This window comes from Desulfovibrio sp. 6_1_46AFAA, assembly GCF_000224635.1.
In the GTDB taxonomy this organism is placed as follows: domain Bacteria; phylum Desulfobacterota; class Desulfovibrionia; order Desulfovibrionales; family Desulfovibrionaceae; genus Desulfovibrio; species Desulfovibrio fairfieldensis.
Genome location: NZ_JH114301.1, coordinates 96,180 through 119,730 on the forward strand (window position 1 = coordinate 96,180; position 23,551 = coordinate 119,730).

Consider the following 23,551-nt stretch of genomic DNA (forward strand, 5'->3'; position numbering starts at 1 on the left):
CGCGCTTGGTACACAGGATACGCCATGCTTTCAGAACGCGAAGTCATCAGCACCCTGAACATGCTCCGCAACGAGCATCTGGATGTGCGCACCGTCACCCTGGGCGTGAGCCTGTTTGACTGCGTGAGCCACGATCTGGATCTCTTCACCGCCAACGTGCGGGCCAAGCTGCGCCGCTATGCCTCGCAGCTCGTGGCCGTTTGCGACGAAGTAGGTGACAAGTACGGCATCCCGGTGGTCAACAAGCGCATCAGCGTCAGCCCTATCGCCGTGGTGGGCGCGCCCTTCGGCCCGGACGGCATGGTGCGCATCTGCCGCGCCCTGGACGAGGCCGCCAAGGAAGCCGGGGTGGATTTTCTGGGCGGCTTCACGGCCCTGGTGGAAAAGGGTTTCGCCAAGGGCGACCGCGCCCTCATCGAGGCCCTGCCCGACGCTCTGGCCCAGACCGACCGCATCTGTTCTTCCATCAACGTGGCCTCCTCGCGCAGCGGCATCAATATGGACGCCGTGGCTCTGATGGGCGAGCAGATTCTCCGGGTGGCCCAGGCCACGGCCGAGCGCGGCGGCATCGGTTGCGCCAAACTGGTGGTCTTTGCCAATATTCCGCAGGACGTGCCCTTCATGGCCGGGGCCTATCTGGGCGTGGGCGAGCCGGACGTGGTCATCAATGTGGGCGTTTCCGGCCCCGGCGTGGTCAAGAAGGCCATTGACCGGGCTTTGGCCGCCGGACACAACGAGCAGGGCGGCCGCCTGACCCTGCTGGATATGGCCGAGGTCATCAAGCGCACGGCTTACAAGGTAACCCGCGTGGGCGAGATGATCGGAACCGAAGTGGCCCGGCGGCTGGGCATCCCCTTTGGCGTGGCCGACCTTTCCCTGGCCCCCACCCCGGCGGTGGGCGACTCGGTGGGCGAAATTTTTCAGAGCCTGGGCTTGTCCAGCATCGGCGCGCCCGGCAGTACGGCGGTGCTCGCCATGCTCAACGACGCGGTGAAAAAGGGCGGCGCTTTTGCCTCCTCCTCGGTGGGCGGCCTGTCCGGGGCCTTTATCCCGGTATCCGAGGATTCCAGCATTGAGGCCGCAGCCATGTCCGGCCGCCTGAGCATCGAAAAGCTGGAGGCCATGACCAGCGTCTGCTCCGTGGGGCTGGACATGATCGCCATCCCCGGCGACACGCCCGCAGCCACTATCTCCGGGCTCATCGCCGATGAAATGGCTATCGGCATGATCAACCACAAGACCACGGCCGTGCGCGTGATTCCTGTGCCCGGCAAAGGCGTGGGCGACGAGGTTTCCTTCGGCGGCCTGCTGGGCAAGGCCGCCATCATTCCGGTGACGCCGGGCGACGCTTCGGGCTTCATCGGTCTGGGCGGGCGGATTCCCGCGCCCATCCACAGCCTGAAAAACTGACGTTTCGTGTGGGAGAGAAACTTCGTTCACCAAAGTTTCTCTCCCACACGCCCCCTGCCTTTTCTCAAAACGTTACCTTTAGAGCAAATTCACTTTGAATTGCTCTGGGAGTGGACCAAGGGGCGTTGCCCCGGTCGGCATTGCCATGGCGCAGTACTTTACATACGGCGAACAGGAAATCGCCCACCTCAAGGCGCGGGACAAGCGCCTGGCCGAAATCATCGAGCTGATCGGCCCGGTGCGCCGTGAGGTCGTGCCGGACCTCTTTGAGGCTCTGATTCACGCCATTGTGGGCCAGCAGATCGCCACCAGGGCTCAGCAGACCATCTGGGCGCGCATGCGCGCGGGCCTGGGCGCGATCACGCCCGGCGTCATCCGGGAAACGTCCGAGACTGGCTTGCAGGCTTTCGGCCTGTCTTTCCGCAAAGTGGGCTATATGAAGGCGGCCGCCGAGAGGGTGCTTTCCGGCGAATTCGATGTGGAGGCCCTGCGGACCCTGCCCGACAACGCGCTCTGCGCCGAACTGGCGCGCCTGCCCGGCGTGGGCGTCTGGACGGCCGAAATGCTGATGACTTTCTCGCTGCAGCGGCCCGACGTCATAAGTTACGGCGATCTGGCTATTCAGCGCGGCCTGCGCATGCTTTACCGCCACCGTCGTGTCGACCGCAAACTCTTCGACAAATACCGGCGGCGTTACGCGCCCCATGCCACAGTAGCCAGTCTGTACCTCTGGGCCGTGGCCGGCGGGGCCGTTCCGGGCCTCACGGATCCCGCGCCCAAGGCGACGTCCAAAGTCGCATCCCGAAGCGCGCGGCGCCGTACAACGACACGGAAAAGCGCGTCTGAATGAGAAAGCCCGGCGCAAGCCGGGCTTTCTCATGGAATGTCAATTAGCTGTTATTTGCTCTTCCCGGCCGTGGAGTCAAAGGCCGCCGCGCCTGCCTTGGCCACATTTGTGTCCTCGGCCACCGAGCCGCCGCTCACGCCGATGGCGCCCACAATGACGCCGTCCTTGATCAGCAGCTCGCCGCCGCCGAAAATGACCAGCCCGTCATTGGTGACTTCAATGCCGTACAGCTCTTTGCCGGGCTGGGAGGCCGCGCCCAACTGGGCTGTGGACATATTGAAGAAACGGGCCGTGCGGGCTTTTTTGGTGGCGACGTCGATGCTGCCCAGAAACGCGCCGTCCTCGCGCGCAAAGGCTTTGAGGTTGCCGCCCGCGTCCACCACGGCGATATTCATGGGCACGCCCTGGGCTTCGGCTTTGACCAGGGCGGCCTTGAGCACTTCCTGGGCCTGGGCCAAGGTCAGATCGCCGGGCAGTTGTTTTTGGGGGCCGGCGGCCTGAACCGTGGCGGCCAGCAGAAGAAGCATCAGAGCAAGGGGAAGAATGCGACGCATAACGCTGCTCCTTGTAAAGGGTGGGGGCGGACCGCCGTGCGGCGGCTCCGCTGAAGCAGCATTACGGTAACATGCGCCGAAACGGCAAGGCAAGGTGTGGTCCCAGGCTCAACGGGCCGGAGCCAGAAAGTATTGCCAGATCAGGGTGAGCAACAGCAGGGACAGCGAGACAGTCAGGAAGCGCCGCACGGCCTTGGCGCCCACCCGGATGGCCGTGCGGCTGCCCAGCCAGTTGCCGATTACGGAACCCCCGGTCATGGCCAGGGCCAAGGGCCAGAGCACCTTGCCGTGCCAGATGAAAGCCACCACCGCGCCGAAATTGGAAGCCAGGTTGAGCACCTTGGAGGTGGCCGAGGCCTCGATGAGCCCCACACGCAGAATCCAGTGAAAGGCCAGGATCAGAAAACTGCCCGTACCCGGCCCGAAAAAGCCGTCATACGCGCCGATCAACAGGCAGACCAGGGGCACCAGCGTCCAGAAGCGCGCGCCTTCCAGCGGGCGGGGCGCGCATTCGCGCTCCTTTTTGGGCAACAGGGTGGCGCACATGCCCACAGGCAGCAGGCCCACCAGGATTTTGCCCAGAATTTCGCTGTTCACATAAAGAGCCAGGATGGAACCGGCGTAAGCCCCCAACAGGGAAAAGGCCAGCCCCGCCAGGGCCAGACGCCAGAGCACCAGATGGCTGCGGGCGAAATTGCCCAAGGCCACGCTGGTGCCCACGCAGGAACTGACCTTGTTGGTACCCAGGGCCAGATGCGGCGGCACGCCGGTGAGCAGCAGGGCGGGCATGGTGATCAGGCCGCCGCCCCCGGCGATGGCGTCAATAAAGCCGCCCACCAGGGCCGCGCCGGTGCAGATCAGGATAGTGCTCAGCGTGAGGGTGAACATGCCGCCCTACCATTCCTTGAAGATGACCCAGGCCGCCAGCACGATCAGCGCGAAGCCCAGAATGTGGTTCCAGCGCAGGGATTCATGCAGCCAGAATGTCGAAAAAAGCATGAAGACGGTCAGGGAGATGACTTCCTGGATAGTTTTCAGCTCAGCGGCGGAAAAATAACCGTAACCGATGCGATTGGCCGGAACCTGCAACAGGTATTCGAAAAAGGCGATGCCCCAGCTGGTGAGGATTACCAGCGGCAGGGCCACGCCCTTGTAACGCAGATGCCCGTACCAGGCGAAGGTCATGAAGATATTGGACAGCGTGAGCAGGCCCACGGTGACAAGGGGAACGGGAATCTGCATGGCCGCCTGCCTTGCGCGAAAAATGCCCATGGAATCATAAGCATGCGGGCGTTACTGACTTTTGTGCCTTTCCGCCCGATGCTTTTACCGCCGCAGGCGGCGCAAAGGCCCGGTTTCGTGGAAACCGGGCCTTTGTCTTCATAATCTGACGCCTATAACAATAGGCGCGGGTACTTTTTCTGGAGCCCTTGATCAGGATTGAACTGATGACCTCATCCTTACCAAGGATGCACTCTACCGACTGAGCTACAAGGGCGCTGTTGACGAAGATGGCTTCTATCCTATCGGCGGGCCGCAGTCAAGTCTTGCGGCGGAGTTTTTTGCATTCAGTCCGCCCGCAGGCCGTCAGATCCCGCGCCGTGGAGCGAAACGCCGCCGATGTATTCCTCTGCCAGGGCAGTGAAAAGACGCAGGGCCGGGCTCCGGGCCTTGTTGACATGACGGGCGCAGACAGCGCGCAGGGTGTGGGCCGGTTCGACAAAGGGCAGCTCGCGGAGCAGGCCTTCGCGCAATTCCCTCTCCACGCAGAAGCGGGGCAAATAGGAAATCCCGAGGCCGGCGGCCACGCAGTTTTTGATGCTCTCAATGCTCAGCAGTTCGATGGTTCCGTTCAGGCTGATGTTGCGGCGGCGCAGCGTGTTTTCAAAGAACAGCCTGAACATGCACTGGGGTTCGTTGATAATCAGGCTGGTGGGCAGCTTCTGGTCCGGGCGGGTGAAATCCATGTCCGCCGACTGCGGCGCGGCTACCAGTGCCAGGGGAAAATCCCCCAGAGATTCCTGCGCCAGCGAGGCGTCCGGCCCCTGGCTGTAAAATACTCCCACGTCCGCCGCGCCGCTGAGCAGCGCATCCCGGATCACATAGCAGTTGAGCGATTGCAGGTGCAGGCGCGCTTCCGGGGCGCTGGCCCGGAAACGGCGCAAAACCTCAGGCAGTTTGTAGGCCAGCAGGGTTTCGCCCGCGACCACGCGCAACAGGCCGCGCGGCTCTTCCCGCCGGGCAGCCGCGCGCAGGCCGTCCAGGGCCCTGGCCAGTTCGCGCACCTGAGGCATGAGGCCGTGGCCTGCCTCGGTGAGACGCATGCGGCGGCCCACCTTCTCGAACAATTGCAGGCCAAGCTCCTGTTCCAGTTGACGGATCTGGAAGGTGACCGTGGATTGCGCGCAACAGAGGCGGCGCGCGGCCTTCTCGAAGCTGCCCTCGTCCACCACGGCGTTGAGGGCCTCCAGGCGGCGCAGGTCCATACCCGCCTCCTTTTCATCGGATTTATCAAAGAATAAAAGCAAAAATATTCACTATTCCGATGAAACTATCGACGCTATGCTGGCAAAAAGCAAGGAGAATGTCATGTCTTTCGTTGCCTTCTGTTCCTTCCTGAACTACGCGCTGATCGCCGCCGTGACGCCGGGTCCCAATAACATCCTGGCCTTGAGCAGTACCGCGGCGCACGGCCTGCGCCGCAGCGTTCCCCTGCTGGCGGGCATCAGCACCGGGTTTCTGGCCGTCATGCTGCTCTGCGGCGGCGCGGCGCTCGCCCTGGCGCGCGTGCTGCCGGGGCTGGCCGCCTGGCTGGTCTGGCCGGGGGCGCTCTATATTCTCCGGCTGGCTTGGCGCATGGTGGCGGGCGGCGTGGGAGAGGAGGGAGACAGCGGCGCTGCGGGACGCCCGCTGGGATTCTGGAGCGGGCTTGCGCTGCAATTCGTCAATGTGAAGGTGCTGCTCTGCGGCCTCACGGCCCTGACCGGATTTGTGCTGCCGCACGCGCCGGACGGGCCGCATGTGCTGGGCTGCGCCCTCGTGTTCGCGGCGCTGGGCGTAGCCTGCAACCTGCTCTGGGCCGGGGCGGGGGGCCTGCTACGGGAGACGTTCCGGCGGCACGGGCGCGCGCTCAACCTGTTGCTGGCCGGATTGCTGGCGGCCAGCGTGTTGCAGATGTTTATGTAATCCGCGTCCCGCGTCAGGCTTTGTCCTGGACTGGAGCCAACGCGCGGGCCAGGGTCCGGAACAGGGCGCGGGATGCATGCGGCGTGATTTTGGCCGTTGTTGCCGCCTGGGCGGCGCGGGCCTCCCGCGCTTCCCGGACACAGCGGCGCAGTTCCTCAGGCGCGGGCCGGTCCGCCGGAAGGGCGTCAGCGTCCGGCATGGCCCGCAGCAGCGCTTCCAGCAGGCTTTCCACTTCCGTTTCGGGCGCGGCCAGGAGGCGCTCGCGCCATTGCTCCACCTGATGGAAGCGCGCGGTGTCTGCCGCGGCCGCGTCCCGCCTGGCGTCCAGGGCCGCGCGCAGGGGCCCGGCAGCGGTTTCGCGCATCAGGCGGCCGATATACTGCATTTGTCGGCGGCGGCCCTCATGATCGCGGATGCGGGCATACAGGGTCAGGGCTTCCCTGAGATCCGGCGTCAGGTCAAGATGTTGCAGTTCCGCCGGGGACAGGCGGGTCAGTTCCTCGCCCAATGCCTGGAGGGCCAGGCTCTGGCGTTTTTTGGCCGAACGGCTGGGGGCTTCCGCATTGTCCGCGTTGCCGCCTGCCTGCCACTGATAACTTTTTTTACGGGGCATGATGATTCCGGTCAGATGTAAATGCCCAGGATCACGCCCATCAGCACCACCGGCGAGATGATCCCGTTAAGCGTGAAAAAGGCGGTGTTCACATGGCGCAGGTCCTGAGGGCGCATCAGCCTGTGCTCTACCAGAAGCAGAACGCCGATGCCCAGGCAAATGGCGTACCAGGGCCAGGAGAGATGGGCCGCCAGGCCCGTCAACAGCAGGAAAATGGCGGTCATCACATGAGAGAAGGCCGCCAGGGCCAGGGCCGTGTCCGGCCCGTAGACCGAGGGCACGGAACGCAGGTCGAAGGCCAGGTCGAAATCCAGGTCCTGAAAGGCATAGTAAATATCAAAGGCGCCCACCCAGAAGGTCACGGCCAGAAAGAGCAGCACGGGCGAAAGGTCCATGCTTGCGGGGTTCACGCTGATCCATCCGGCCAGAGGGGCCAGGCCCAGGGTGGCTCCCAGCCAGAAGTGGCAGAGGGCGGTGAAACGCTTGAGCAGGCTGTAGGCGGCCGCGAACAGCAGGGCCGGTACGGCCAGCCAGAAACAGAGACTGTTCAGGCAGGCGCAGGCAATGATGAAAATCAGGGCCATGACCCCGCAAAAGGCCCAGGTCTGGGCGACGCTGATGTCGCCGGTGACCAGGGGACGGTCCATGGTGCGGGGATTGTCGCGGTCAAAGGGCAGATCCACCAGGCGATTGAAGGCCATGGCAAAGGAGCGCACGGCCACCATACCGATGGTCAGAAAGATCAGGCTGCGCAACGGCGGCAGACCCCGCGCGGCCAGAAAGGCTCCGGCCCAGGCATAGGGCAGCGCGAAGACGGAATGCTCGATCTTGATCATCCGGCAGATGTCGGCAAACTGGCCAAAAGGCGTGCGCATGCTGTTATCCTCCACAGTCGGCGGGGTCGCCGTGCAGTTTGTCCAGGGCATGGGGCAGGGCGGGCAGCACGGCGGCCAGATTTTCCTGCACGCCCTTGCGGCTGCCCGGCAGGTTGATGATGATGCTTTGGCCCAGTACCCCGGCCACGGCGCGGGAAATGGCGGCGTGCGGCGTTTTGCTCAGGCTCGCCGCCATCATGGCCTGGCTGAAGCCGGGCAGGGGCAGGTCCAGCAGGGCCGCCGTGACCTGGGGCGCGATATCGCGCGGGGAAAGCCCCGTGCCGCCGGTGGTACAGATCAGGTCGTAGCCCTGGTTCAGGGCCAGATCCGTAAGCAGGGCGCGCAAGAGCGCGGCATCGTCCGGCAACAGGAACCCCTGGCTGTGGCAGAGGGGCAAATGCGCTGCCGCCAGATCCGCGATGGCCGGGCCGCTCAAATCCTCGCGCATGCCCTGGGAGCCCTTGTCCGAAAGCGTGATCCAGGCCAGGGAATGGCCTTCCTTGCGTACTTCCAGGCGTACGGCGTCGTCCATATTGGGGAGCGGCGCGATATCCGTGAGGGCGGTGAGCATGGGGCAACTGTAGGCGTGCGCATGGCTAAGCCTGGGCGGAGTGGTCAGCCAGATGCGCCCGGTGACGCAGAACAGCGCCGTCCCGTCCTCTGTGTACAGGCGGGTTCCTACCGACATTCGGGGCATGGGGCGGGGAACGGCTTCCGTCAGGCAGTGGGCGGGCCAGACATCCGCGCCGGGCAGGGCGGCGGGAAAAAGCGGCAGACCGTCGCCGGTCCGGCAGGGCTGTAATCGCAGGCTGAGATGCATGGCTCCTCCGAAAGGGATTGCTCGCCCGGCGCTGTTGCTGAAAAAGTTCCTTTGTCTTCCGGTTGTATTGCGATGCCGACGGCAGTCAAGACAGACGCATTTTTTGCTCCGGCCGCCTGCCTCGCGGACGTATGCCCTTCACAAAAAGCGTTTTTTGGGCAGGAAGGACAAAATTTTTTTCAGAGCAAATTAATTTCAGCGTCAACCTGCTCCGGAGGCAGCGCCTCGGGCAGCGCCCGAATAGAATATTGTAGCCGTAAGCGCAATGGGTTACAAGTCCGTTACGCGCCGGAGGCTTCCCGTGTTTTTTCCGGCGGGTTGCCGGAATGATGTGAGTTAGAGCCATTTCACTTTGAAAGTGCTTTAACGCCGCACATGGTGCGGCGCGCCGCGAAACGGCGTGGATTCTGGCGAAAAGCACGTTTTTCGCCAGAATGTCAACTTTGAAATTTGTAAAATTTCAAAGTTAATCTGCTCTAGACGGTTGACGCATGAAATGCCTCGACTGCTCTGTAAGAATTTGCGGACAAATCCTTGCCGCGAAATGCGAGCAGGCGGTCTTTGCCGCCGTAACCGCGCATTTCATGTGTTATTAATGTTCCAAGGAGTAGCGCATGCCCACCCGCAGTCAGGACCAGACCCAGAACCTGCATATCCTCGGCACGGGCCGTCTTCCGGCCTTTGAGGACGGCCCCGGCGTCGGTCTGCTGGAGTCCTTTCCCAATTGTTACCCGCAGCGGCCCTATGTGGTCAGCATCAGTTTCCCCGAATTCACCTCGCTCTGCCCGGTGACCGGCCAGCCGGACTGCGGGACCATCAGTGTGGAATACGTGCCGGACAAGCTCTGCGTGGAATCCAAGAGCTTTAAACTCTATATGTTCGCCTTCCGCAATCACCAGTCCTTCATGGAGACGATCACCAACACCGTGCTGGAAGACCTGCGCGAGCTGCTCGCGCCCTGCTGGTGCCGGGTCAAAGGCCTGTTCGTGCCGCGCGGCGGCACGCGCATCCATGTTTTCGCCGAGGAGTTCAAGGAAATGCCCGAGGAGCAGGACCGGCGCGTGCGCGAGGTCGTGCGGGCCTGGCGGTCGGAGATTGATCCGCACCGGCCCTGAGGGCTCGGCGTCGGAGAAACGGATCTGAGCATGCCGGATCGCGCCTGTCCTCAACCCGCGCGGGCCGCTTCGGGCGGGATGCTGCGCACGGCGGCCCTGTTGGGCGGCTTTACCCTCGGTTCGCGTCTGCTGGGCCTGGCCAGGGATATGGGCATGGCCTGGCTGCTGGGCGGCGGGGCGGCGGCGGACGCCCTGGTGGCGGCCATGCGTCTGCCCCATGTGCTGCGCCGCCTGCTGGGTGAAGGCTCCTTGTCCATGACCCTTACCGCCGGTCTGGTGCGCCGTTCCCACGGCCCGGCGCGCAATGCGGCGGAGGAACGGGGGCGGGCGCATGCTTTGCGCCCCTTGGCGTCGGCTCTGGCTGTGCGCCTGGGCCTGGTGCTGGTCGTGTTGACCCTGGCCGGCCTGCTGTCGGCGCCCTGGCTGGCCTCGGCGCTGGCTCCCGGCTTTTCCGGCCCGGAAGCGGCGCGGGTGACGGATCTGCTGCGGATCTGCCTGCCCTACCTGCTTACGGCGGGTATGGCCGCCTTGGGCATGGCTCTGCTGCACAGCATGGGGATTTTCTGGCTGCCCGCCCTGTCGCCCGCGCTGTTCAACCTGACCATGCTGCTGTTTACGGCCGCTGCGGCCCTCGGCGGCTGGCCGCCCGCGTCCACCCTGGCTCTGGGCATGTTCTGCGGCGGGCTGGTCCAATGGCTGGCGCAGTGGCTGGCCCTGCGCCGCCTGCTGCCGGGCGAGGCGTTGCCGGAGCCGGTGCGCCCGGATCGGCCTGATCGTCCAGATTGGCCTGGCCGTCCGGATTACGACATCCGGGCGCAAGCGGTGCGTGAAAATCCGGGCCGGGTTGCCTGGCGCTGCCTGGCGCAGCTGCCCGCCGGTCTGCTGGGGGCCGCCGCGCCGCAGTTGGCCATGCTGGCGGCTATGAGCCTGGCGTCGGGCCTGGGCCAGGGGCAGGTGGCGGCGCTGTATTACGCCGAGCGCCTGCTGGAACTGCCGCTGGGCTTGGTGGGCGTCTGCCTGGGCATGGCCAGCCTGCCCACCTTGAGCCGCCTTGCGGCGGAACGGAATTTTTCGGCCTTTGCCGGTCAACTGGGCACGGCCCTGCGCTGGACCCTGCTGTTCAGCCTGCCCGCCGCCGCCGGTCTCTGGGCCGTGGGCCCGGACCTGGTGGACGCCCTGCTGCGGCACGGGGCTTTTGACGACCGGGCCGCGTATGAAACCGGGCTGGCGCTCTGGGCCTATCTGCCGGGCCTGCCCGCTTTTGCGCTCAACCGCAGTTTGCTGGCGGGCTGCAACGCTCTGGCCGAAACGCGGCGCACCGCCGTCAGCGCGGGCTGGGCCGTGGCGGCGACACTTGCGGCCGGGACCGTGCTGGGCCATAGTCTTCCCGCGCTTTGGTCGTCCATGGCCCCGGCCTTGGCCGTGAGCTTGGGACTCTGGCTCCAGACCTGCCTGCTCTGGCGCGGGCTGCGTCTGGCCTTGCGACGTTGCGGGCAGGCCGCTCCGGCAGTGCCCCGGCGGGCGCTGGCGCAGCAGGCGGTGGCGGCTCTGGCCGCCGGAACTGCCGCTGCCCTGGCCGTCCGCGCGGCTGATGCCGCCCAAACGGCCGGTTGCTGGTGGGGCGGGCAGTGGAGCGCACTGGCCCTGGCTATTGCCGCCGGGCTGGCGGGATGGCTGCTCTGTCTGGCCGCCGTGGGCAATGAGGATTTGGCCGCTCTGACGGGCCGCCTGCGCGATCTGCGCGCAAAATGAGAAGGAGGGCGTAAGGCCGCCGGCTTTGCGCACACGAAACATATGCCCTACATTACACACGGCACGCGCCGCTGGCTGGCTTTGGCCGCCTGGGCGGCGGGACTTCTGCTTTTTCTGCTGCTCGGCCTCTGGAATCTGAACAGCAGCCGCCGGGATGCGGAAAACCGGCTCATCAGCGAGGCCGGGCGCACGGCCGCGCAACTGGCGGCCCTGCTTTCTTTGCCCGCCTGGGAGCTGGACGAGCTGACGGCCCGCACGATCGTCATGGCCGCCATGGAGGACGACAGCATTTACGCGGTCAAGGTCCAGACCAAGCGGGGCATGCTGGAAGGCCAGCGTCGCAATTATCAGTGGGAGCCCGTGCCCTGGGACGATGAAATCGCGGAAAACACCGTACAGGGCATGAATCCGCTCAAGATGGAAGGCCGGACCGTCGGCTCGGTGGAAGTATATCTCTCGCCGCGTTTGAGCGCGGAGGAGCAGGCCCTGACGGCCCGGCGCGAAGTCTGGCGGTTTGCCCTGGCGGCCCTGTTCTGGACCGGAGCGCTGCTTTTGCTGCTCTGGCACTGGGGGGATCTGGCCCGCCTGCGCCGCCTGCTGGCCCGAAAAGCGGATGCGGCCCTGCCCGGACCTGATGCGTCCGCGCCGGAAAAAATCGTGCTGGGTCTGAGCGCTTCCACGACCGAGGGCGATAACGCTCCGGACGGGGGGGAGGGCCGGGCTCCACAGGCCCACGGCGCGCCCGTGCCTTGTTTTGCGCCGGTCAATCCGGCGCTGGGCCGGAGTTTCCAGCGCAAGCATGCCGACGCCTGGCAGATTACCGCCGGGCTGTTCCGCCAGTGCTTTGCCCGCGCGCCCGAACTCCTGAGCCGCCTGTATGCGGACGGCGAAACGGCGGGACTCTGTCATCTGGGACGCATGCTCGAACTGGCGGCCCCCTGTCTGGGCGCGACCCGCCTGGCCGAGGCGGCACGGGCCATGCAGGCGGCCCTCAATGACCCGCAGTGTGAAACCGCCGCGCTGGCCGTGGAAGAGTGCATGCGCGCCCTGGAGGATGTGCTGGCGGCGTTGGGTGGAGAGAAATAAGGGAAGCGCTGGGTAACTTTTTGCGCGGGGCTTCCACAAGCAAGGAGTGTGTCATGGGCTTTTTTTCAGCCGTCAAAAAAATCTTCGGCGGATCGCGCCAGGATGAAAATGCGCCGCAGCCTTCCGATGCCGCGGACGAGTCGCAATCTTCCGAAATTGGGGCTGAAGCGCGGCATGAGCCCGAAACAGCGCCAGCGCGTGAGCCTGGGGGCGGGGCCGCACTGCCCCAGGAAGCCGCGGCGCCAGTGAGCCCGGCCCCGGAAGTTGTTCCGGAACCCGCCCCCACTCTGTTTGAGGAAAAGGGTGTTGCGGGGGCGCCCGCTCCGGCTTCCGGCATCTCCGGGGAAGACGAGGCCCTGACCCTGCGCCTGCGCGAGGCCGAACCCCGACTTTCAATCTGGCTGGGCATCATCCTGGAGGATGTGGACGGCGTCGGCGACCAGCTCTGGCAGCGCCTGGCATTTCTGCTGCGCTCCCTGGACGCGCCGCAGGACGAGGTTCAGGCCTTTGTGCGCGATTTTCAGGACTGGCTTGAACGCATGGAATACCGCTATGTGGAGGAATTCCGCTCGGAACTGCAATACCGCCTGGCCCTGGCCCTGGACCTGGAGGATGAGGAAGATGAGCGCAGCCGCCTTTTTCTGAAGATCAGCGAAGGGCTCTCGCGCACCCGCGAACAGTTCGCGCGTCGCCTGGACACGCTTTTCGCCGGCCACGGCGAACTGGACGAGCAGTTTTGGGAAGAGCTGGAAGAGCTCTTCATCATGGCCGACCTGGGTTACGAGCCTTCGCTGGAACTGGTGGAGCGTCTCAAGGAGCGCGCCCGGAGGGAAAAAGCCACCCGCGCCGAACAGGCCCGTGAACTGCTGCTGGCCGAACTGGAGGAGATCTTCCACGCGCCGCGCCGCATTTCGGCCGTGAATCCGCCCGAAGTGGTGCTGATGATCGGGGTCAACGGCGTGGGCAAGACCACCACCATCGCCAAGCTGGCGCATCGCGCGCGCATGCAGGGCAAGAAGGTGATGATCGCGGCCGGGGACACGTTCCGCGCGGCGGCCATTGAGCAGTTGCAGGTCTGGGCCGAGCGGGTGGGCGCTCTGTTCCACGCCCGTCCGGCGGGCTCGGACCCGGCCTCCGTGGCCTTTGAGGCTGTGGAGCGGGCCGTGCGGGAAGGTGTGGACGTGCTCTTTGTGGATACCGCCGGGCGCTTGCAGACCAAGGTCAACCTGATGGAAGAGCTGACCAAGATCCGCCAGGTGCTGGGCAAGAAGCATCCCGGCGCGCCGCACCGCAGCATTCTGGTGCTGGACGCCACCACCGGCCAGAATGCCCTTTCCCAGACCAAGCTTTTCAAGGAGGCCGCCGGTGTGGACGAGCTGATCCTGACCAAACTGGACGGCACGGCCAAGGGCGGCGTGGCTATTGCCGTGGCCATGCAGCATCATCTGCCCATCACCTTTGTGGGCCTGGGTGAAAAAATGGAGGATCTGCGCCCCTTCAACGGCGCGGATTACGCCCGCGCCCTGCTGGGTGAGCCCGCCGCCGGAAATTAACCGAACCGGAGGGCCGTCTGTGTACTACGCCTGCGTCTGCGCCATCGCCAAGGATGAGACGCCCCATCTGCGCGAGTGGGCGCTGCACCATTTTGCCGTGGGCTTCGAGCATATTGTGCTCTACGACAACGGCAGCGCCGTGCCCGCGGCGCGGACGCTGGCGGATCTGGCCGACGCCGGTCTGCTGACGGTCGTTGACTTTCCCCGGCGCGAGGCCCCGCAGTTGTCGGCCTACTACCATTGTCTGCGCCAGTGGAAAACACGCAGCCGCTGGCTGGCCTTCATTGATATTGACGAATTCGTGCTGCCTCTGGGCCGCCGTGACGTGCGGGATCTGCTGGAAGACTATGAGGCCTGGGCCGGTCTGGCGGCGCACTGGATGGTCTTCGGCTCCGGCGGCCATTTGCGCAGGCCGTCGGCGGGCGTGACGCGCAGCTATACCGACGGCCTTTGCCTGCATCATCACGTCAAAAGCCTGGTGCAGCCGCAATGGGCGCTCAAGCCCCTGTCACCGCATCACTTCGCCTATGCGGAGGGACGCTTCTGCGTCAACGAGGACCGCGTGCCCGTATTGGGAGCCTCTTCCTATCCCGTGGCGGAAAAAATCCGCATCAATCATTATTTTTATAAATCACAGCAGGATTTTGAGGAAAAAATCCAACGCGGCCTGGCTACCGCCGTATGCGGGAGCGACGGCTGGACCCTGGAGGATTTTTACCGTCAGAGCAGTCGGACCGGTACGCCTGATATGGCCATTGCGCCTTTTCTGCCCGTGCAGAAGGCGTTCGGCCGCATGCCGCCTGAAGAACTTGCCGCCGTGGTCACGCGGGATTGCGCGGCCCGTCCTGAGGAGGAGATCGCCGCCATCGCGGCCTTGGGGCAATCCGGCGACATGGAGCGGGCCTTCCGGCGCTACGCCCGGTTGCGCCGCTATCAGGCCACGCCCCTGACCCTGATGCTGGGAGCCAATCTGCATTTTATGCGGGATGAGACGGAAAAAGGACTGGAACTGCTGGGCGCGGCCCTTTTCGCGGCCCGGGAGGACGCGGCGCTCCGGACCTGGATTTATGAGGAAATCGGCCGCTGCTACAGCCGCCTGCGCAAAAGGGAGACGGCGGAGGCGTTAAAGCGCTTTCTGCATGGTGTCGGACGGCGCTGAACGGCAGGCGCGGGCGGGCTGATCGTTCCGGTTCCGGTCGCGGTAATGACGGCGCTTGTCCGCATACATGCGTTTGTCGGCAAGGCGGGCCATCTCGGAAGGGCTGGTTCCGCTTTTTTTCCAGACGCTGCCCAGGGCCAGGGCGCCGGGGTAGAGCGCGTCGGCCTCGTCGCGCATGGCCCGGATCTTCTTTTTGAAGCGATGAGCGGAGATGCCCCGGCTGACGATAACGAACTCATCGCCGCCGATGCGGAAAACCTCATCTTTTCTGAAATGCCGGGTGAAAACTTCACCCATAGTTTTGAGAAAGATATCCCCCGCCGTATGCCCCTCGCGGTCATTAAGCGATTTCAGTCCGTTGAGATCCACAAAGGCGACGCCTGTCTCGACATTTTCCGCGTTTTCCAACTCGCTCAGAAGCCGCATATAACTATGGCGGTTGCCCAGCCCGGTGAGGCTGTCATGTCGGCTCAGGAACAGAATGTTGCTTTCCATGCGCTGTTTTTGCTGTTCCATGGTCACAAAATAGGACAGAGACCAGAGCAGGGAAAGATCTTCCCCCATGTGCCGGGGATTGTCCAAGCCGATGAAGCCGGTGGCGACGCCGTCCACGTTCAGCTGCGCGATCATCAGACTTTTGATTTCCTGCATCTTCAGGATGTCGTAGGTCTGCGGGTGGCTCTCTTTGATTAATTCAATATCCCGGATAGCGATGCTTTGCTCGGGACCGAAAAATGTTTTCCAGTCGGGGAGAAGGTCCAGGGACAGGTTTTGCAGATTGTCTATCTGCGGTTTGATGTTCTCGGCGCACCATTCATGGGAGTTGCTGCAAAAGACCGTGCCGTGCTCGTCGTCCGTATACTCGAAGATATAGGCCCGGTCGGCCCTATGAATTGACCCGAGCATGCGCAGAATACTATTGATGGCTTCGTTGAAAGTCGGAGCGGTATAGAAGATACGCAGACAATCCACCAGGGCGCGCTGCATTTCCAACTTGTCCCGGACGGCGCGGCTGGTGTTCTCTTTGTCCGTGATGTCCACGGCGACTTCCAGGCGCGCTTGACGCCCCTTCCACTCAATGAGTTTGTCTTTGAGCAGATAGTTTCGGCCGGTGAGCTCGTTAAGATGCTCCCAGGTGTGGAATTCTTCGCTGCCGAGCAGGTGGTTGGTGCAAAATTCACAAGGTGTTTCCCTGCCCTGAAAGAGGCGGTAGCACTTGTGCCCCCTGACGTCGCGCAGATTCAGCACCCTTTTGCCGAAGTTATTGACATAGAGCACATCATACGTCTGAGGATCGCTGATGTAGATGAACGAATCCGTTTCATTGACGATGGTGGATTCGGCCAGGCTCTCGTCGTCCGAGGTGTCGTCGCGGTGTTCTGAAGACATGGCGCGTCTCTATTACCCCCCCGCCCGTTTCAGGCCGTCCTGGGCGGCCGGGAAATCGGGGCGCAGCTGCAGGGCCAGTTTGAAGAACTGGGCCGCCCGCTCGCGGTCCTTGGACTGAAGAAAGACCGCCCCGAAATTATAGGCGATGTTGGGGCTGGCGCCGGGGATGTCCGGATTGAGGTCCACGGCTTTCAGCAAATTGGCCTTGGCCTGCAAAAAGTCGCCGCCTTCAGCGAAGGCCATGCCGACATTATAATAGAGATTTTCATCCTCGGGCGCGATCTTGATGGCCCGTTTGTATTCGGTGATGGCGTCCTTCCAGCGGCCCTGCTTGCGCAGGCTGATGCCCAGCTGGTTAAAGAGCATGATGTCGCCCTTGGAGAGATATTTGCCCTTGACCTCCAGGCTGTTGCGCAGAAATTTTTCGGCCTTGGCCGAGTCGCGGTCGGCATAGATGGAGGCGATGCGGCCTGAAAGGGCGCTGATGCCGTCCATGGCCTCCTTGGTGATCTGGGCCATGGCCTTGTCGAAGAGCTCCTCGGCCTTTTCCGGCTCGCCCATGGCCAGGTGGATTTCCCCAAGGCTCACCTTGCGGTTGACGTTGAGCGGCGAGATGGTGTCGAGCTTTTGCAGACAGCGCAACTGGGATTGCTGGTCGCCCAGTTCCTCATACATTTCGGCCAGCCGTTGCAGCGGCGCAAGGTAGAGGTCGGAGGATTTGGCCGCCGTTTCATAGGCCACGCGCGCTTTTTCATAATCCTTCATGGCACGCTGGGTATCACCGATAACCAGGTAGGCCGCGGCGCTGCCGGGCTTGAGCGTCAGGATCTTCTGGCAGGCGGCCAGAGCCTCGGCGTATTTCTGGTGGGCCAGAAAAGACTTGGCCAGATCAATGGCCTGGCCGAGTTTGCTTTGCGGCTTGAGGGTGAAGGCCATTTTTTCGATCAGCGTATTCACGGACACCGGTTTGGCGATGAAGTTGTCCGCGCCCACTTCGTGCAAAAGCATGAGCCGGTCGCGTTGCACGTCTGTGGTCAGGATGATGATCCGCAGCTTGCTGTAGGCCTGCTTGATCTGGTTGACCAGAAAACTGAGATCCTGGCCGCCCATGATCCGCTCCAGAAACAGCATCGGGGCCGGGTGCTTGGGGGTCACTTCGCGCAGCACGCGCAGCAACTGATGCGGGTCGGACAGGGCCGTGAGCATGTTGGGGGAGGAGAGTCCCAGCTCCTTGGCCAGTGTCAGGCGCAGTTGGGTGGAGAAAGCCTGGTCGTCGCTGAGTACGATGACGTGGCCGTCTTCCTTGTTCATATAGTGGATGACAGTATCTTCATATAGATTTTGTTTGGCCTTGAGGGCCGGATCAATAGGCATGGATGGCTCCTGCTGTCGCGGACAAAACGACCGCTGGTTGTCTGAAAAGGCATGCCGAACAGGCCGGAAAGTATAACTTTTCGCTCCGGCCTGGCGCTGCGTAACACGTCTGAGCTACCGCACTTCGTAGGTAGGATAAAGGCCGGGCGCGGAAAAGGCGTGGGGACGCAAGCGCACGGCATAGTTTATCGAAAGCATGTAGGCCCGGCCGACCTGCTTTGTCAAGCAGATGGCCCGACCCGCGCGGCGCGCCGGAGCAGGGGCGGCGGTCTTGCGGTCGATTGAATTTTTTTATGGAAAAGCCTTGACGTCAGGCCGGGTTTTGGCTAAACAAGACGTCGCTTCAACGGGTTTTCCCGTGGAAGCATTCCCTGGACGGCAGGGAAGGGCAGGTTGAGCCTGTCCTGCTGCGCCCGGAAGCGGTTCGGATGCCATCATGGTTCCATCGCCGCCACGGGCTTTGACATTCGCAGGCGTTACCAAATGCCGGACAATGTCGAGCCGTTCCAGCCCGAGGACGGACCCCACCGAGGCCGAGAGGCCGGAGTGACCCGGGGCTGTAAGGTATTGGGGGTAAACCCCATTTGGTGACCCTGCGGGACCGCCGCGCCGCCGTTTTCATCGGCGGCCAGGCCTGGGCTGCGCCGGGGAGCATCACACGGATGATGCCGGAGCGCCCAGGCGTCCATCATCTTCCGAATTCCTGATTTCAGGTGTGATGCGCGCAACTCGCGCAGCCCCTTACGTAGCCTTGTTCCGTCCGTCGCCAGGGTGTGGTGGCCTTCGGGCCGTGCTTCATGGCCCGCGTATGCTGTGAAGGAGCCCGCCGGGGCCGTGTCGGCCGCGCGGGATGTTTTTGCAAACGGAGTAGGCACAATGACAACTGTTAGCAGCGATCGCATTCGGATCAAGCTCAAAGCCTACGATTACCGCATTCTGGATAAAGCCGTTGCGGAAATCGTGGATACGGCGCGCAATACCGGTGCCGGTGTGGCGGGACCCATTCCCCTGCCCACCAACATCCATAAGTACACCATTCAGCGCTCCGTGCACGTGGACAAGAAGTCCCGTGAGCAGTTTGAAATGCGCATTCACAAGCGGCTTATGGATATTCTGGAACCCACGCAGCAGACCGTCGACGCGCTGGGCAAGCTCTCCTTGCCCGCCGGTGTGGACGTGGAAATCAAGCTCTAGCGAGAGGCAGTCATGGCTGAGAAAATGGGAATTTTGGGTCGCAAACTTGGCATGACCCGCATCTTCGCCGGTGACGGCGCCGCCGTGGCCGTGACGGTCATTGAGGCCGGGCCCTGCCCCGTCACCCAGGTCAAAACCGTGGAAAAGGACGGCTACAACGCCCTGCAGATCGCGCTGACCGAAGCCAAGGAAAAGCATGTGGGCAAAGCCATGCGCGGCCACTTCGCCAAGGCCGGCACCGGGCTTTTCCGCCACACGCGTGAAATCCGGCTTTCGGGCGCGCCCGAGCAGCAGCCCGGCCAGCAGCTCACCGTGGACATCTTCGCCGCCGGCGATGTGGTCAAGGTGACCGGCAAGAGCATGGGCAAGGGCTACCAGGGCCGTATGCGCCGCTGGAACTTCGCCGGCTCCAAGGATACGCACGGCTGCGAAAAGGTGCACCGCAACAATGGTTCGGTAGGTAACAATACCTTCCCCGGCCACGTCTTCAAAGGACGTAAGATGGCGGGCCATTGGGGCAATGAAACCGTGACGGAAATGGGCCTTCTGATCGTCGGCGTGCGTCCCGAGGACAACGTCATTCTGGTCAAAGGTTCCGTGCCCGGCCCCAAGAACGGGCTGGTGCTGATCCGCAAGCAGTAGGGGAAGCAACATGGCTACCGTGAAAGTATACGACCAGAACAAGCAGGAAAGCGGCGAAATGACGCTGGCTTCTGACGTGTTCGAAATCGAGGTGAGGCCTGAAATCCTCAACCTCGTGGTGCGCGCCCAGATGGCGGCCAAACGCGCCGGCACGCACAATGCCAAGACCCGCGCGTTCGTCTCCGGCGGCGGCGTCAAGCCCTGGAAGCAGAAGGGCACCGGCCGGGCTCGCTCCGGCTCCAACCGTTCGCCTATCTGGCGCGGCGGCGCCATCATCTTCGGACCCAGCCCGCGCGACTACGGCTTCAAGGTCAACAGCAAAGTGCGCGCCCTGGCTCTCAAGATGGCTCTGTCGAGCCGTCTGGCCGGTGAAAGCCTGCTGGTGGTCAAGGGCATTGAACTGCCCGAAGCCAAGACCAAGCATTTTGCCAAGGTGGCCGGTGCTCTCGGCCTCGGAAAGGCGCTCATCGTGACGCCCGAGGACAATGAGGCTCTGAGCCGCTCGGCCCGCAACATCCCCGGCCTGACCCTGACCACGCCCGATCGCCTGAGCGTGCTGGACGTGCTCAAGCACAAGCAGCTTGTGCTTCTGGAAGGGGCCGTGGAGTCTGTGCAGGCGCGTTTTGCCAAGAAGGGGGCTTAAGATGGAAACGACGTACGTTCTGCTCAAGCCCCTGCTGACGGAAAAAACGACGCTGCTCAAGGATGAGGCGCAACAGGTGGCTTTTTATGTCCATCCCAAGGCCAACAAACTTGAGATCAAGCAGGCTGTGGAAAAGGCTTTTGATGTGAAAGTGGAAGCGGTCAACGTAGTGCGCCGTGCGCCTTCCGTGAGGGAGCGCCAGGGCCGCGTTGTGGGCCGCAAGCCCGGCTGGAAGAAAGCGTATGTGACGCTGCGCCAGGGCGATAAAATCGAGTTCTTCGAGGGAGTGTAATCATGGCTGTCCGCAAGCTGAAACCGACCTCCGCGGGGCGTCGCTTCCAGACGGTTTCCGACTTTGAGGAAATCACCCGGACGCGCCCTGAGAAGTCGCTCACCGAAGGTCTGCCCAAGAAGGCCGGCCGCAACAACCGTGGCCGCGTCACCAGTCGCCGTCGCGGCGGCGGCGTCAAACGTCTGTACCGCCTCATCGACTTCAAGCGGGACAAGACCGGCATTGAAGCCACTGTGGCGCAGATTGAATACGATCCCAACCGCACCGCCCGCATTGCGCTGCTGCACTATGCGGACGGCGAAAAGCGCTATATCCTCGCGCCCGTGGGCCTGAACCAGGGCGACGTGGTCATGAGCGGTGTCAACACCCGCAGCGGCGCAACGGCCGATATCAAGCCCGGCAACGCGCTGGAAATGGCCCGTATTCCCGTGGGTACCGTGATCCATAATGTGGAGCTCTACCCCGGCAAGGGCGGCCAGCTCTGCCGTGCCGCGGGCACCTATGCCCAGCTTGTGGCCAAGGAAGGCAAATACGCCCTGCTGCGCCTGCCCTCGGGCGAAGTGCGCAAGGTACTGGCCTCCTGCGTGGCCACCGTGGGGCAGGTGGGCAACATCCACCACGAAAACATCTCGCTGGGCAAAGCCGGCCGTAACCGCTGGCTGGGCCGTCGGCCCCAGGTGCGCGGCGTGGCCATGAACCCCATCGACCACCCGCTGGGCGGCGGTGAAGGCAGAAGCTCCGGCGGCCGTCATCCTGTGTCGCCGTGGGGCATGCCCGCCAAGGGTTACAAGACCCGTGACAAGAAGAAGGCCTCTTCCCGGCTGATCATCAAACGCCGCGGCCAGAAGTAGGAGTAGCTCATGCCGAGATCATTGAAAAAAGGGCCGTTCGTGGACGGCCATTTGATGAACAAGGTCGACAGCGCGGTGGCCAACAGCGACCGTCGCGTGCTCAAGACCTGGTCGCGCCGCTCGACCATCCTGCCGGAAATGGTGGGTCTGACCTTCGCGGTGCACAATGGCAAGAAGTTCGTGCCGGTGTTTGTCACCGAAAACATGGTGGGCCACAAGTTGGGCGAATTTTCGCCCACCCGTACCTTCCACGGGCACGCTGCCGATAAAAAGGCCAAGGCCGGCAAGAAGTAGGGTAGAACTATGGAATCGAAAGCTATTGCGAAATTCCAGCGCGTTTCGCCGCGCAAGACCCGGCTTGTGGCTAAAAACGTGCAGGGCCTTGGGGTTGAGGAAGCCATGAATCTTCTGCGCTTCACCCCCAACAAGCCCGCGGGCGTGCTCTTCGGCGTGCTCAAAAGCGCGTTGGCCAATGCCTCGCAGCTGGGCGGCGTGGATGTGGATGCCATGGTGGTGAAGGAAATCGTGGTCAACGAGGGCCCTTCGTGGAAGCGCTTCATGCCCCGCGCTCAGGGCCGGGCCAGCAAGATTCACAAGCGCACCAGCCACATCACCGTCATACTCGCAGAAGGGCAGGAATAGGCTATGGGTCAGAAAGTACATCCGTTCGGCTTCCGGCTTGGGTATAACAAGAACTGGCAGTCCCGCTGGTTCAGCAAGAAGGAATATCCTGCCTTTGTCTACGAAGACAGCAAGATCCGCGCGTTCGTCAAAAAGCTCCTCTATCATGCGGGGCTGTCCAAGATCGAGATTGAACGCGCAGGCGGCAAAGTGCGCCTGATTCTTTCCACGGCCCGTCCCGGCATCGTCATCGGGCGCAAAGGCGTGGAAATTGAAAAGCTGCGTGGAGACCTGCGCCAGAAGTTCGGGCGCGAATTCTCCCTGGAAGTGAATGAAATCCGTCGTCCTGAAGTGGACGCCCAGCTCGTGGCCGAGAATATCGCCCAGCAGCTGGAGCGCCGCGTGGCCTTCCGGCGCGCCATGAAGCGTACCGTGTCCATGGCCCGCAAGTTCGGCGGCGAAGGCATCAAGGTGACGTGCGCCGGTCGTCTGGCCGGAGCTGAAATCGCCCGTACCGAATGGTATCGCGACGGTCGCGTGCCCTTGCAGACCCTGCGCGCCGACATTGACTTCGGCTTTGCCGAAGCGCGTACCACCTATGGCATCATTGGTGTCAAGGTGTGGATCTACAAGGGTGAAATCCTTGACAAAGAGGTTGAACAATAATGCTTGCGCCCAAAAAAGTTAAATTCCGCAAGTGGCAGAAAGGCCGTTTGCGCGGGCTGGCTACGCGCGGCGCCTCCATTGCCTTCGGCGACATCGGCCTGAAGGCCGTGCAGCACGGACATCTGTCCAGCCAGCAGATTGAGGCCGCCCGTATCGCCATGATGCGTCACATCAAGCGCGGCGGCAAAGTCTGGATTCGCGTTTTTCCGGACCGTCCGGTTACCTCCAAGCCTCTGGAAACCCGCCAGGGTTCCGGTAAGGGCGCGCCGGTGGGCTGGTGCGCGCCGGTCAAACCCGGCCGCGTGCTATATGAAATCAAGGGCGTCAGCCTGGAACTGGCCCGCGAAGCCTTGACCCGCGCGGCGCACAAGCTGCCTGTCAAGACCGTCATCGTGGTGAGGGAGGGCTTCTAATGGCTGCCAAGAAAAAAAGTGACAAGGCTGTCCGGGATGCCGCCGGCAAGCTGCGCGATATGAGCGCGGAAGAACTGCGCGGCAAGCTGACCGAGCAGCGGCAGGAACTGATGAACGCCCGCTTCAAGCACGCCGCAGCGCAGCTTGAAAAGACTTCCGAGCTGAAAGCCATGCGGAAGCAGGTGGCGCGCATTGAGACCGTGTTGAACGAAAAGGAACAGAGGGCCTGAAAATGCAAGCTCTGGAAGAACGCAAGGGCAGAACGCTGACCGGCATTGTGGTGAGCGACAAGAACGACAAAACCATTGTCGTGCGCGTTGAGACCCTGGTCAAGCACCCTCTGCTCAAAAAGTATGTGAGGCGCCGCAAGAAGTTCACGGCTCATGATCCCATGAACGAATGCGGTATGGGCGACAAGGTCAAAATCGTGGAGTTCCGTCCCATGTCGCGCAACAAGCGCTGGCATCTGGTCTCCATCATTGAAAAAGCCGTGTAG

At 63.1% G+C, this 23,551-nt stretch carries 28 protein-coding genes and 1 tRNA gene; 19 read left to right on the forward strand and 10 right to left on the reverse strand.

What is annotated here, in order from left to right; translation table 11 throughout:
- Positions 1–24 precede the first annotated feature (24 nt).
- Positions 25–1,410: a PFL family protein gene (locus HMPREF1022_RS03845; RefSeq protein WP_008685875.1), complete on the forward strand. Its 1,386-nt coding sequence runs from the start codon at positions 25–27 to the stop codon at positions 1,408–1,410.
- Between the two features lie 145 nt (positions 1,411–1,555).
- Positions 1,556–2,260 (forward strand): DNA-3-methyladenine glycosylase family protein, encoded by a 705-nt coding sequence (locus HMPREF1022_RS03850; RefSeq protein ID WP_009301973.1) that lies wholly within the window; start codon positions 1,556–1,558, stop codon positions 2,258–2,260.
- Between the two features lie 47 nt (positions 2,261–2,307).
- Here the strand turns inward: HMPREF1022_RS03850 and HMPREF1022_RS03855 are convergent, their stop codons facing one another.
- The 5 genes from HMPREF1022_RS03855 to HMPREF1022_RS03875 form a co-directional block, all read right to left on the reverse strand.
- Complete coding sequence (locus HMPREF1022_RS03855; RefSeq protein WP_008685871.1) at positions 2,308–2,811, reverse strand: GlcG/HbpS family heme-binding protein; 504 nt, start codon at positions 2,809–2,811, stop codon at positions 2,308–2,310.
- A 108-nt stretch (positions 2,812–2,919) separates the two neighbouring features.
- Positions 2,920–3,699 (reverse strand): sulfite exporter TauE/SafE family protein, encoded by a 780-nt coding sequence (locus HMPREF1022_RS03860; protein ID WP_008685869.1) that lies wholly within the window; start codon positions 3,697–3,699, stop codon positions 2,920–2,922.
- Positions 3,700–3,705: 6 nt separating this feature from the next.
- Entirely contained in the window at positions 3,706–4,053 is a 348-nt protein-coding gene (locus HMPREF1022_RS03865; RefSeq protein WP_009301974.1) for a DMT family protein, read from the reverse strand.
- A gap of 180 nt (positions 4,054–4,233) precedes the next feature.
- Positions 4,234–4,309 (reverse strand) — tRNA-Thr (locus tag HMPREF1022_RS03870).
- Positions 4,310–4,379: 70 nt separating this feature from the next.
- Positions 4,380–5,297, reverse strand: coding sequence for a LysR family transcriptional regulator (locus tag HMPREF1022_RS03875; RefSeq protein ID WP_009301975.1), 918 nt, complete (start codon positions 5,295–5,297; stop codon positions 4,380–4,382).
- Positions 5,298–5,400: 103 nt separating this feature from the next.
- Here HMPREF1022_RS03875 and HMPREF1022_RS03880 point away from each other — a divergent pair, with 103 nt between their 5' ends.
- Positions 5,401–5,997, forward strand: a complete 597-nt coding sequence (locus HMPREF1022_RS03880) for a hypothetical protein (protein WP_009301976.1) — start codon at positions 5,401–5,403, stop codon at positions 5,995–5,997.
- Between the two features lie 13 nt (positions 5,998–6,010).
- Here HMPREF1022_RS03880 and yjgA read toward each other — a convergent pair whose 3' ends face one another.
- Genes yjgA through HMPREF1022_RS17015 form a run of 3 tightly spaced genes read right to left on the reverse strand, consistent with a single transcriptional unit; the run spans position 6,011 to position 8,305 of the window.
- Positions 6,011–6,610 (reverse strand): ribosome biogenesis factor YjgA, encoded by a 600-nt coding sequence (gene yjgA, locus HMPREF1022_RS03885; protein WP_009301977.1) that lies wholly within the window; start codon positions 6,608–6,610, stop codon positions 6,011–6,013.
- An 11-nt stretch (positions 6,611–6,621) separates the two neighbouring features.
- Positions 6,622–7,485 carry a 4-hydroxybenzoate octaprenyltransferase gene (locus HMPREF1022_RS03890; RefSeq protein WP_009301978.1) on the reverse strand — a complete coding sequence of 288 codons (864 nt, stop codon included), beginning with the start codon at positions 7,483–7,485 and terminating at the stop codon, positions 6,622–6,624.
- 4 nt (positions 7,486–7,489) lie between these two features.
- A complete protein-coding gene (locus HMPREF1022_RS17015) occupies positions 7,490–8,305 on the reverse strand; it encodes a MogA/MoaB family molybdenum cofactor biosynthesis protein (RefSeq protein ID WP_009301979.1) in 816 nt (271 codons plus the stop codon).
- A gap of 614 nt (positions 8,306–8,919) precedes the next feature.
- Here HMPREF1022_RS17015 and queF point away from each other — a divergent pair.
- From queF to HMPREF1022_RS03920, 5 genes are read left to right on the forward strand one after another with little or no spacing between them, the layout of a single operon-like run.
- Positions 8,920–9,420: a preQ(1) synthase gene (queF, locus tag HMPREF1022_RS03900; RefSeq protein WP_008685857.1), complete on the forward strand. Its 501-nt coding sequence runs from the start codon at positions 8,920–8,922 to the stop codon at positions 9,418–9,420.
- 30 nt (positions 9,421–9,450) lie between these two features.
- Positions 9,451–11,172 carry a lipid II flippase MurJ gene (locus tag HMPREF1022_RS03905; protein ID WP_009301980.1) on the forward strand — a complete coding sequence of 574 codons (1,722 nt, stop codon included), beginning with the start codon at positions 9,451–9,453 and terminating at the stop codon, positions 11,170–11,172.
- Positions 11,173–11,214: 42 nt separating this feature from the next.
- Complete coding sequence (locus HMPREF1022_RS03910; RefSeq protein WP_009301981.1) at positions 11,215–12,258, forward strand: hypothetical protein; 1,044 nt, start codon at positions 11,215–11,217, stop codon at positions 12,256–12,258.
- A 53-nt stretch (positions 12,259–12,311) separates the two neighbouring features.
- A complete protein-coding gene (gene ftsY / locus HMPREF1022_RS03915; protein ID WP_009301982.1) occupies positions 12,312–13,811 on the forward strand; it encodes a signal recognition particle-docking protein FtsY in 1,500 nt (499 codons plus the stop codon).
- Between the two features lie 19 nt (positions 13,812–13,830).
- Entirely contained in the window at positions 13,831–14,970 is a 1,140-nt protein-coding gene (locus HMPREF1022_RS03920) for a glycosyltransferase family 2 protein (protein WP_009301983.1), read from the forward strand.
- Here HMPREF1022_RS03920 and HMPREF1022_RS03925 read toward each other — a convergent pair.
- Both HMPREF1022_RS03925 and HMPREF1022_RS03930 read right to left on the reverse strand, forming a co-directional pair.
- Entirely contained in the window at positions 14,935–16,359 is a 1,425-nt protein-coding gene (locus HMPREF1022_RS03925) for a GGDEF domain-containing protein (RefSeq protein ID WP_009301984.1), read from the reverse strand. The two genes, HMPREF1022_RS03920 and HMPREF1022_RS03925, sit on opposite strands and share 36 nt — an antisense overlap.
- A gap of 12 nt (positions 16,360–16,371) precedes the next feature.
- Positions 16,372–17,733 (reverse strand): response regulator, encoded by a 1,362-nt coding sequence (locus tag HMPREF1022_RS03930; protein ID WP_009301985.1) that lies wholly within the window; start codon positions 17,731–17,733, stop codon positions 16,372–16,374.
- 876 nt (positions 17,734–18,609) lie between these two features.
- On the opposite strand from HMPREF1022_RS03930, the gene rpsJ reads away from it, so the two are divergent.
- The 11 genes from rpsJ to rpsQ are packed head-to-tail and all read left to right on the forward strand — an operon-like array spanning position 18,610 to position 23,551.
- Complete coding sequence (gene rpsJ / locus HMPREF1022_RS03935; protein WP_006008400.1) at positions 18,610–18,927, forward strand: 30S ribosomal protein S10; 318 nt, start codon at positions 18,610–18,612, stop codon at positions 18,925–18,927.
- Positions 18,928–18,939: 12 nt separating this feature from the next.
- Positions 18,940–19,569 (forward strand): 50S ribosomal protein L3, encoded by a 630-nt coding sequence (gene rplC / locus HMPREF1022_RS03940; protein ID WP_008685843.1) that lies wholly within the window; start codon positions 18,940–18,942, stop codon positions 19,567–19,569.
- A 10-nt stretch (positions 19,570–19,579) separates the two neighbouring features.
- The gene (gene rplD, locus HMPREF1022_RS03945; RefSeq protein WP_008685842.1) at positions 19,580–20,212 is read left to right on the forward strand and encodes a 50S ribosomal protein L4; all 633 of its coding nucleotides are present in this window, start codon (positions 19,580–19,582) and stop codon (positions 20,210–20,212) included.
- A gap of 1 nt (position 20,213) precedes the next feature.
- Complete coding sequence (gene rplW, locus HMPREF1022_RS03950) at positions 20,214–20,504, forward strand: 50S ribosomal protein L23 (RefSeq protein WP_008685841.1); 291 nt, start codon at positions 20,214–20,216, stop codon at positions 20,502–20,504.
- A gap of 2 nt (positions 20,505–20,506) precedes the next feature.
- Positions 20,507–21,355 (forward strand): 50S ribosomal protein L2, encoded by an 849-nt coding sequence (rplB, locus tag HMPREF1022_RS03955; protein WP_008685840.1) that lies wholly within the window; start codon positions 20,507–20,509, stop codon positions 21,353–21,355.
- Between the two features lie 9 nt (positions 21,356–21,364).
- Entirely contained in the window at positions 21,365–21,649 is a 285-nt protein-coding gene (gene rpsS, locus HMPREF1022_RS03960) for a 30S ribosomal protein S19 (protein WP_008685839.1), read from the forward strand.
- Positions 21,650–21,658: 9 nt separating this feature from the next.
- Positions 21,659–21,997 (forward strand): 50S ribosomal protein L22, encoded by a 339-nt coding sequence (gene rplV / locus HMPREF1022_RS03965; protein WP_008685838.1) that lies wholly within the window; start codon positions 21,659–21,661, stop codon positions 21,995–21,997.
- A 3-nt stretch (positions 21,998–22,000) separates the two neighbouring features.
- Positions 22,001–22,642, forward strand: coding sequence for a 30S ribosomal protein S3 (rpsC, locus tag HMPREF1022_RS03970; RefSeq protein WP_008685837.1), 642 nt, complete (start codon positions 22,001–22,003; stop codon positions 22,640–22,642).
- Positions 22,642–23,055: a 50S ribosomal protein L16 gene (gene rplP, locus HMPREF1022_RS03975; protein WP_008685836.1), complete on the forward strand. Its 414-nt coding sequence runs from the start codon at positions 22,642–22,644 to the stop codon at positions 23,053–23,055. Before rpsC ends, rplP begins: the two co-directional genes overlap by 1 nt.
- Positions 23,055–23,285 carry a 50S ribosomal protein L29 gene (rpmC, locus tag HMPREF1022_RS03980; RefSeq protein WP_008685835.1) on the forward strand — a complete coding sequence of 77 codons (231 nt, stop codon included), beginning with the start codon at positions 23,055–23,057 and terminating at the stop codon, positions 23,283–23,285. Before rplP ends, rpmC begins: the two co-directional genes overlap by 1 nt.
- A gap of 2 nt (positions 23,286–23,287) precedes the next feature.
- The gene (rpsQ, locus tag HMPREF1022_RS03985) at positions 23,288–23,551 is read left to right on the forward strand and encodes a 30S ribosomal protein S17 (protein ID WP_008685834.1); all 264 of its coding nucleotides are present in this window, start codon (positions 23,288–23,290) and stop codon (positions 23,549–23,551) included.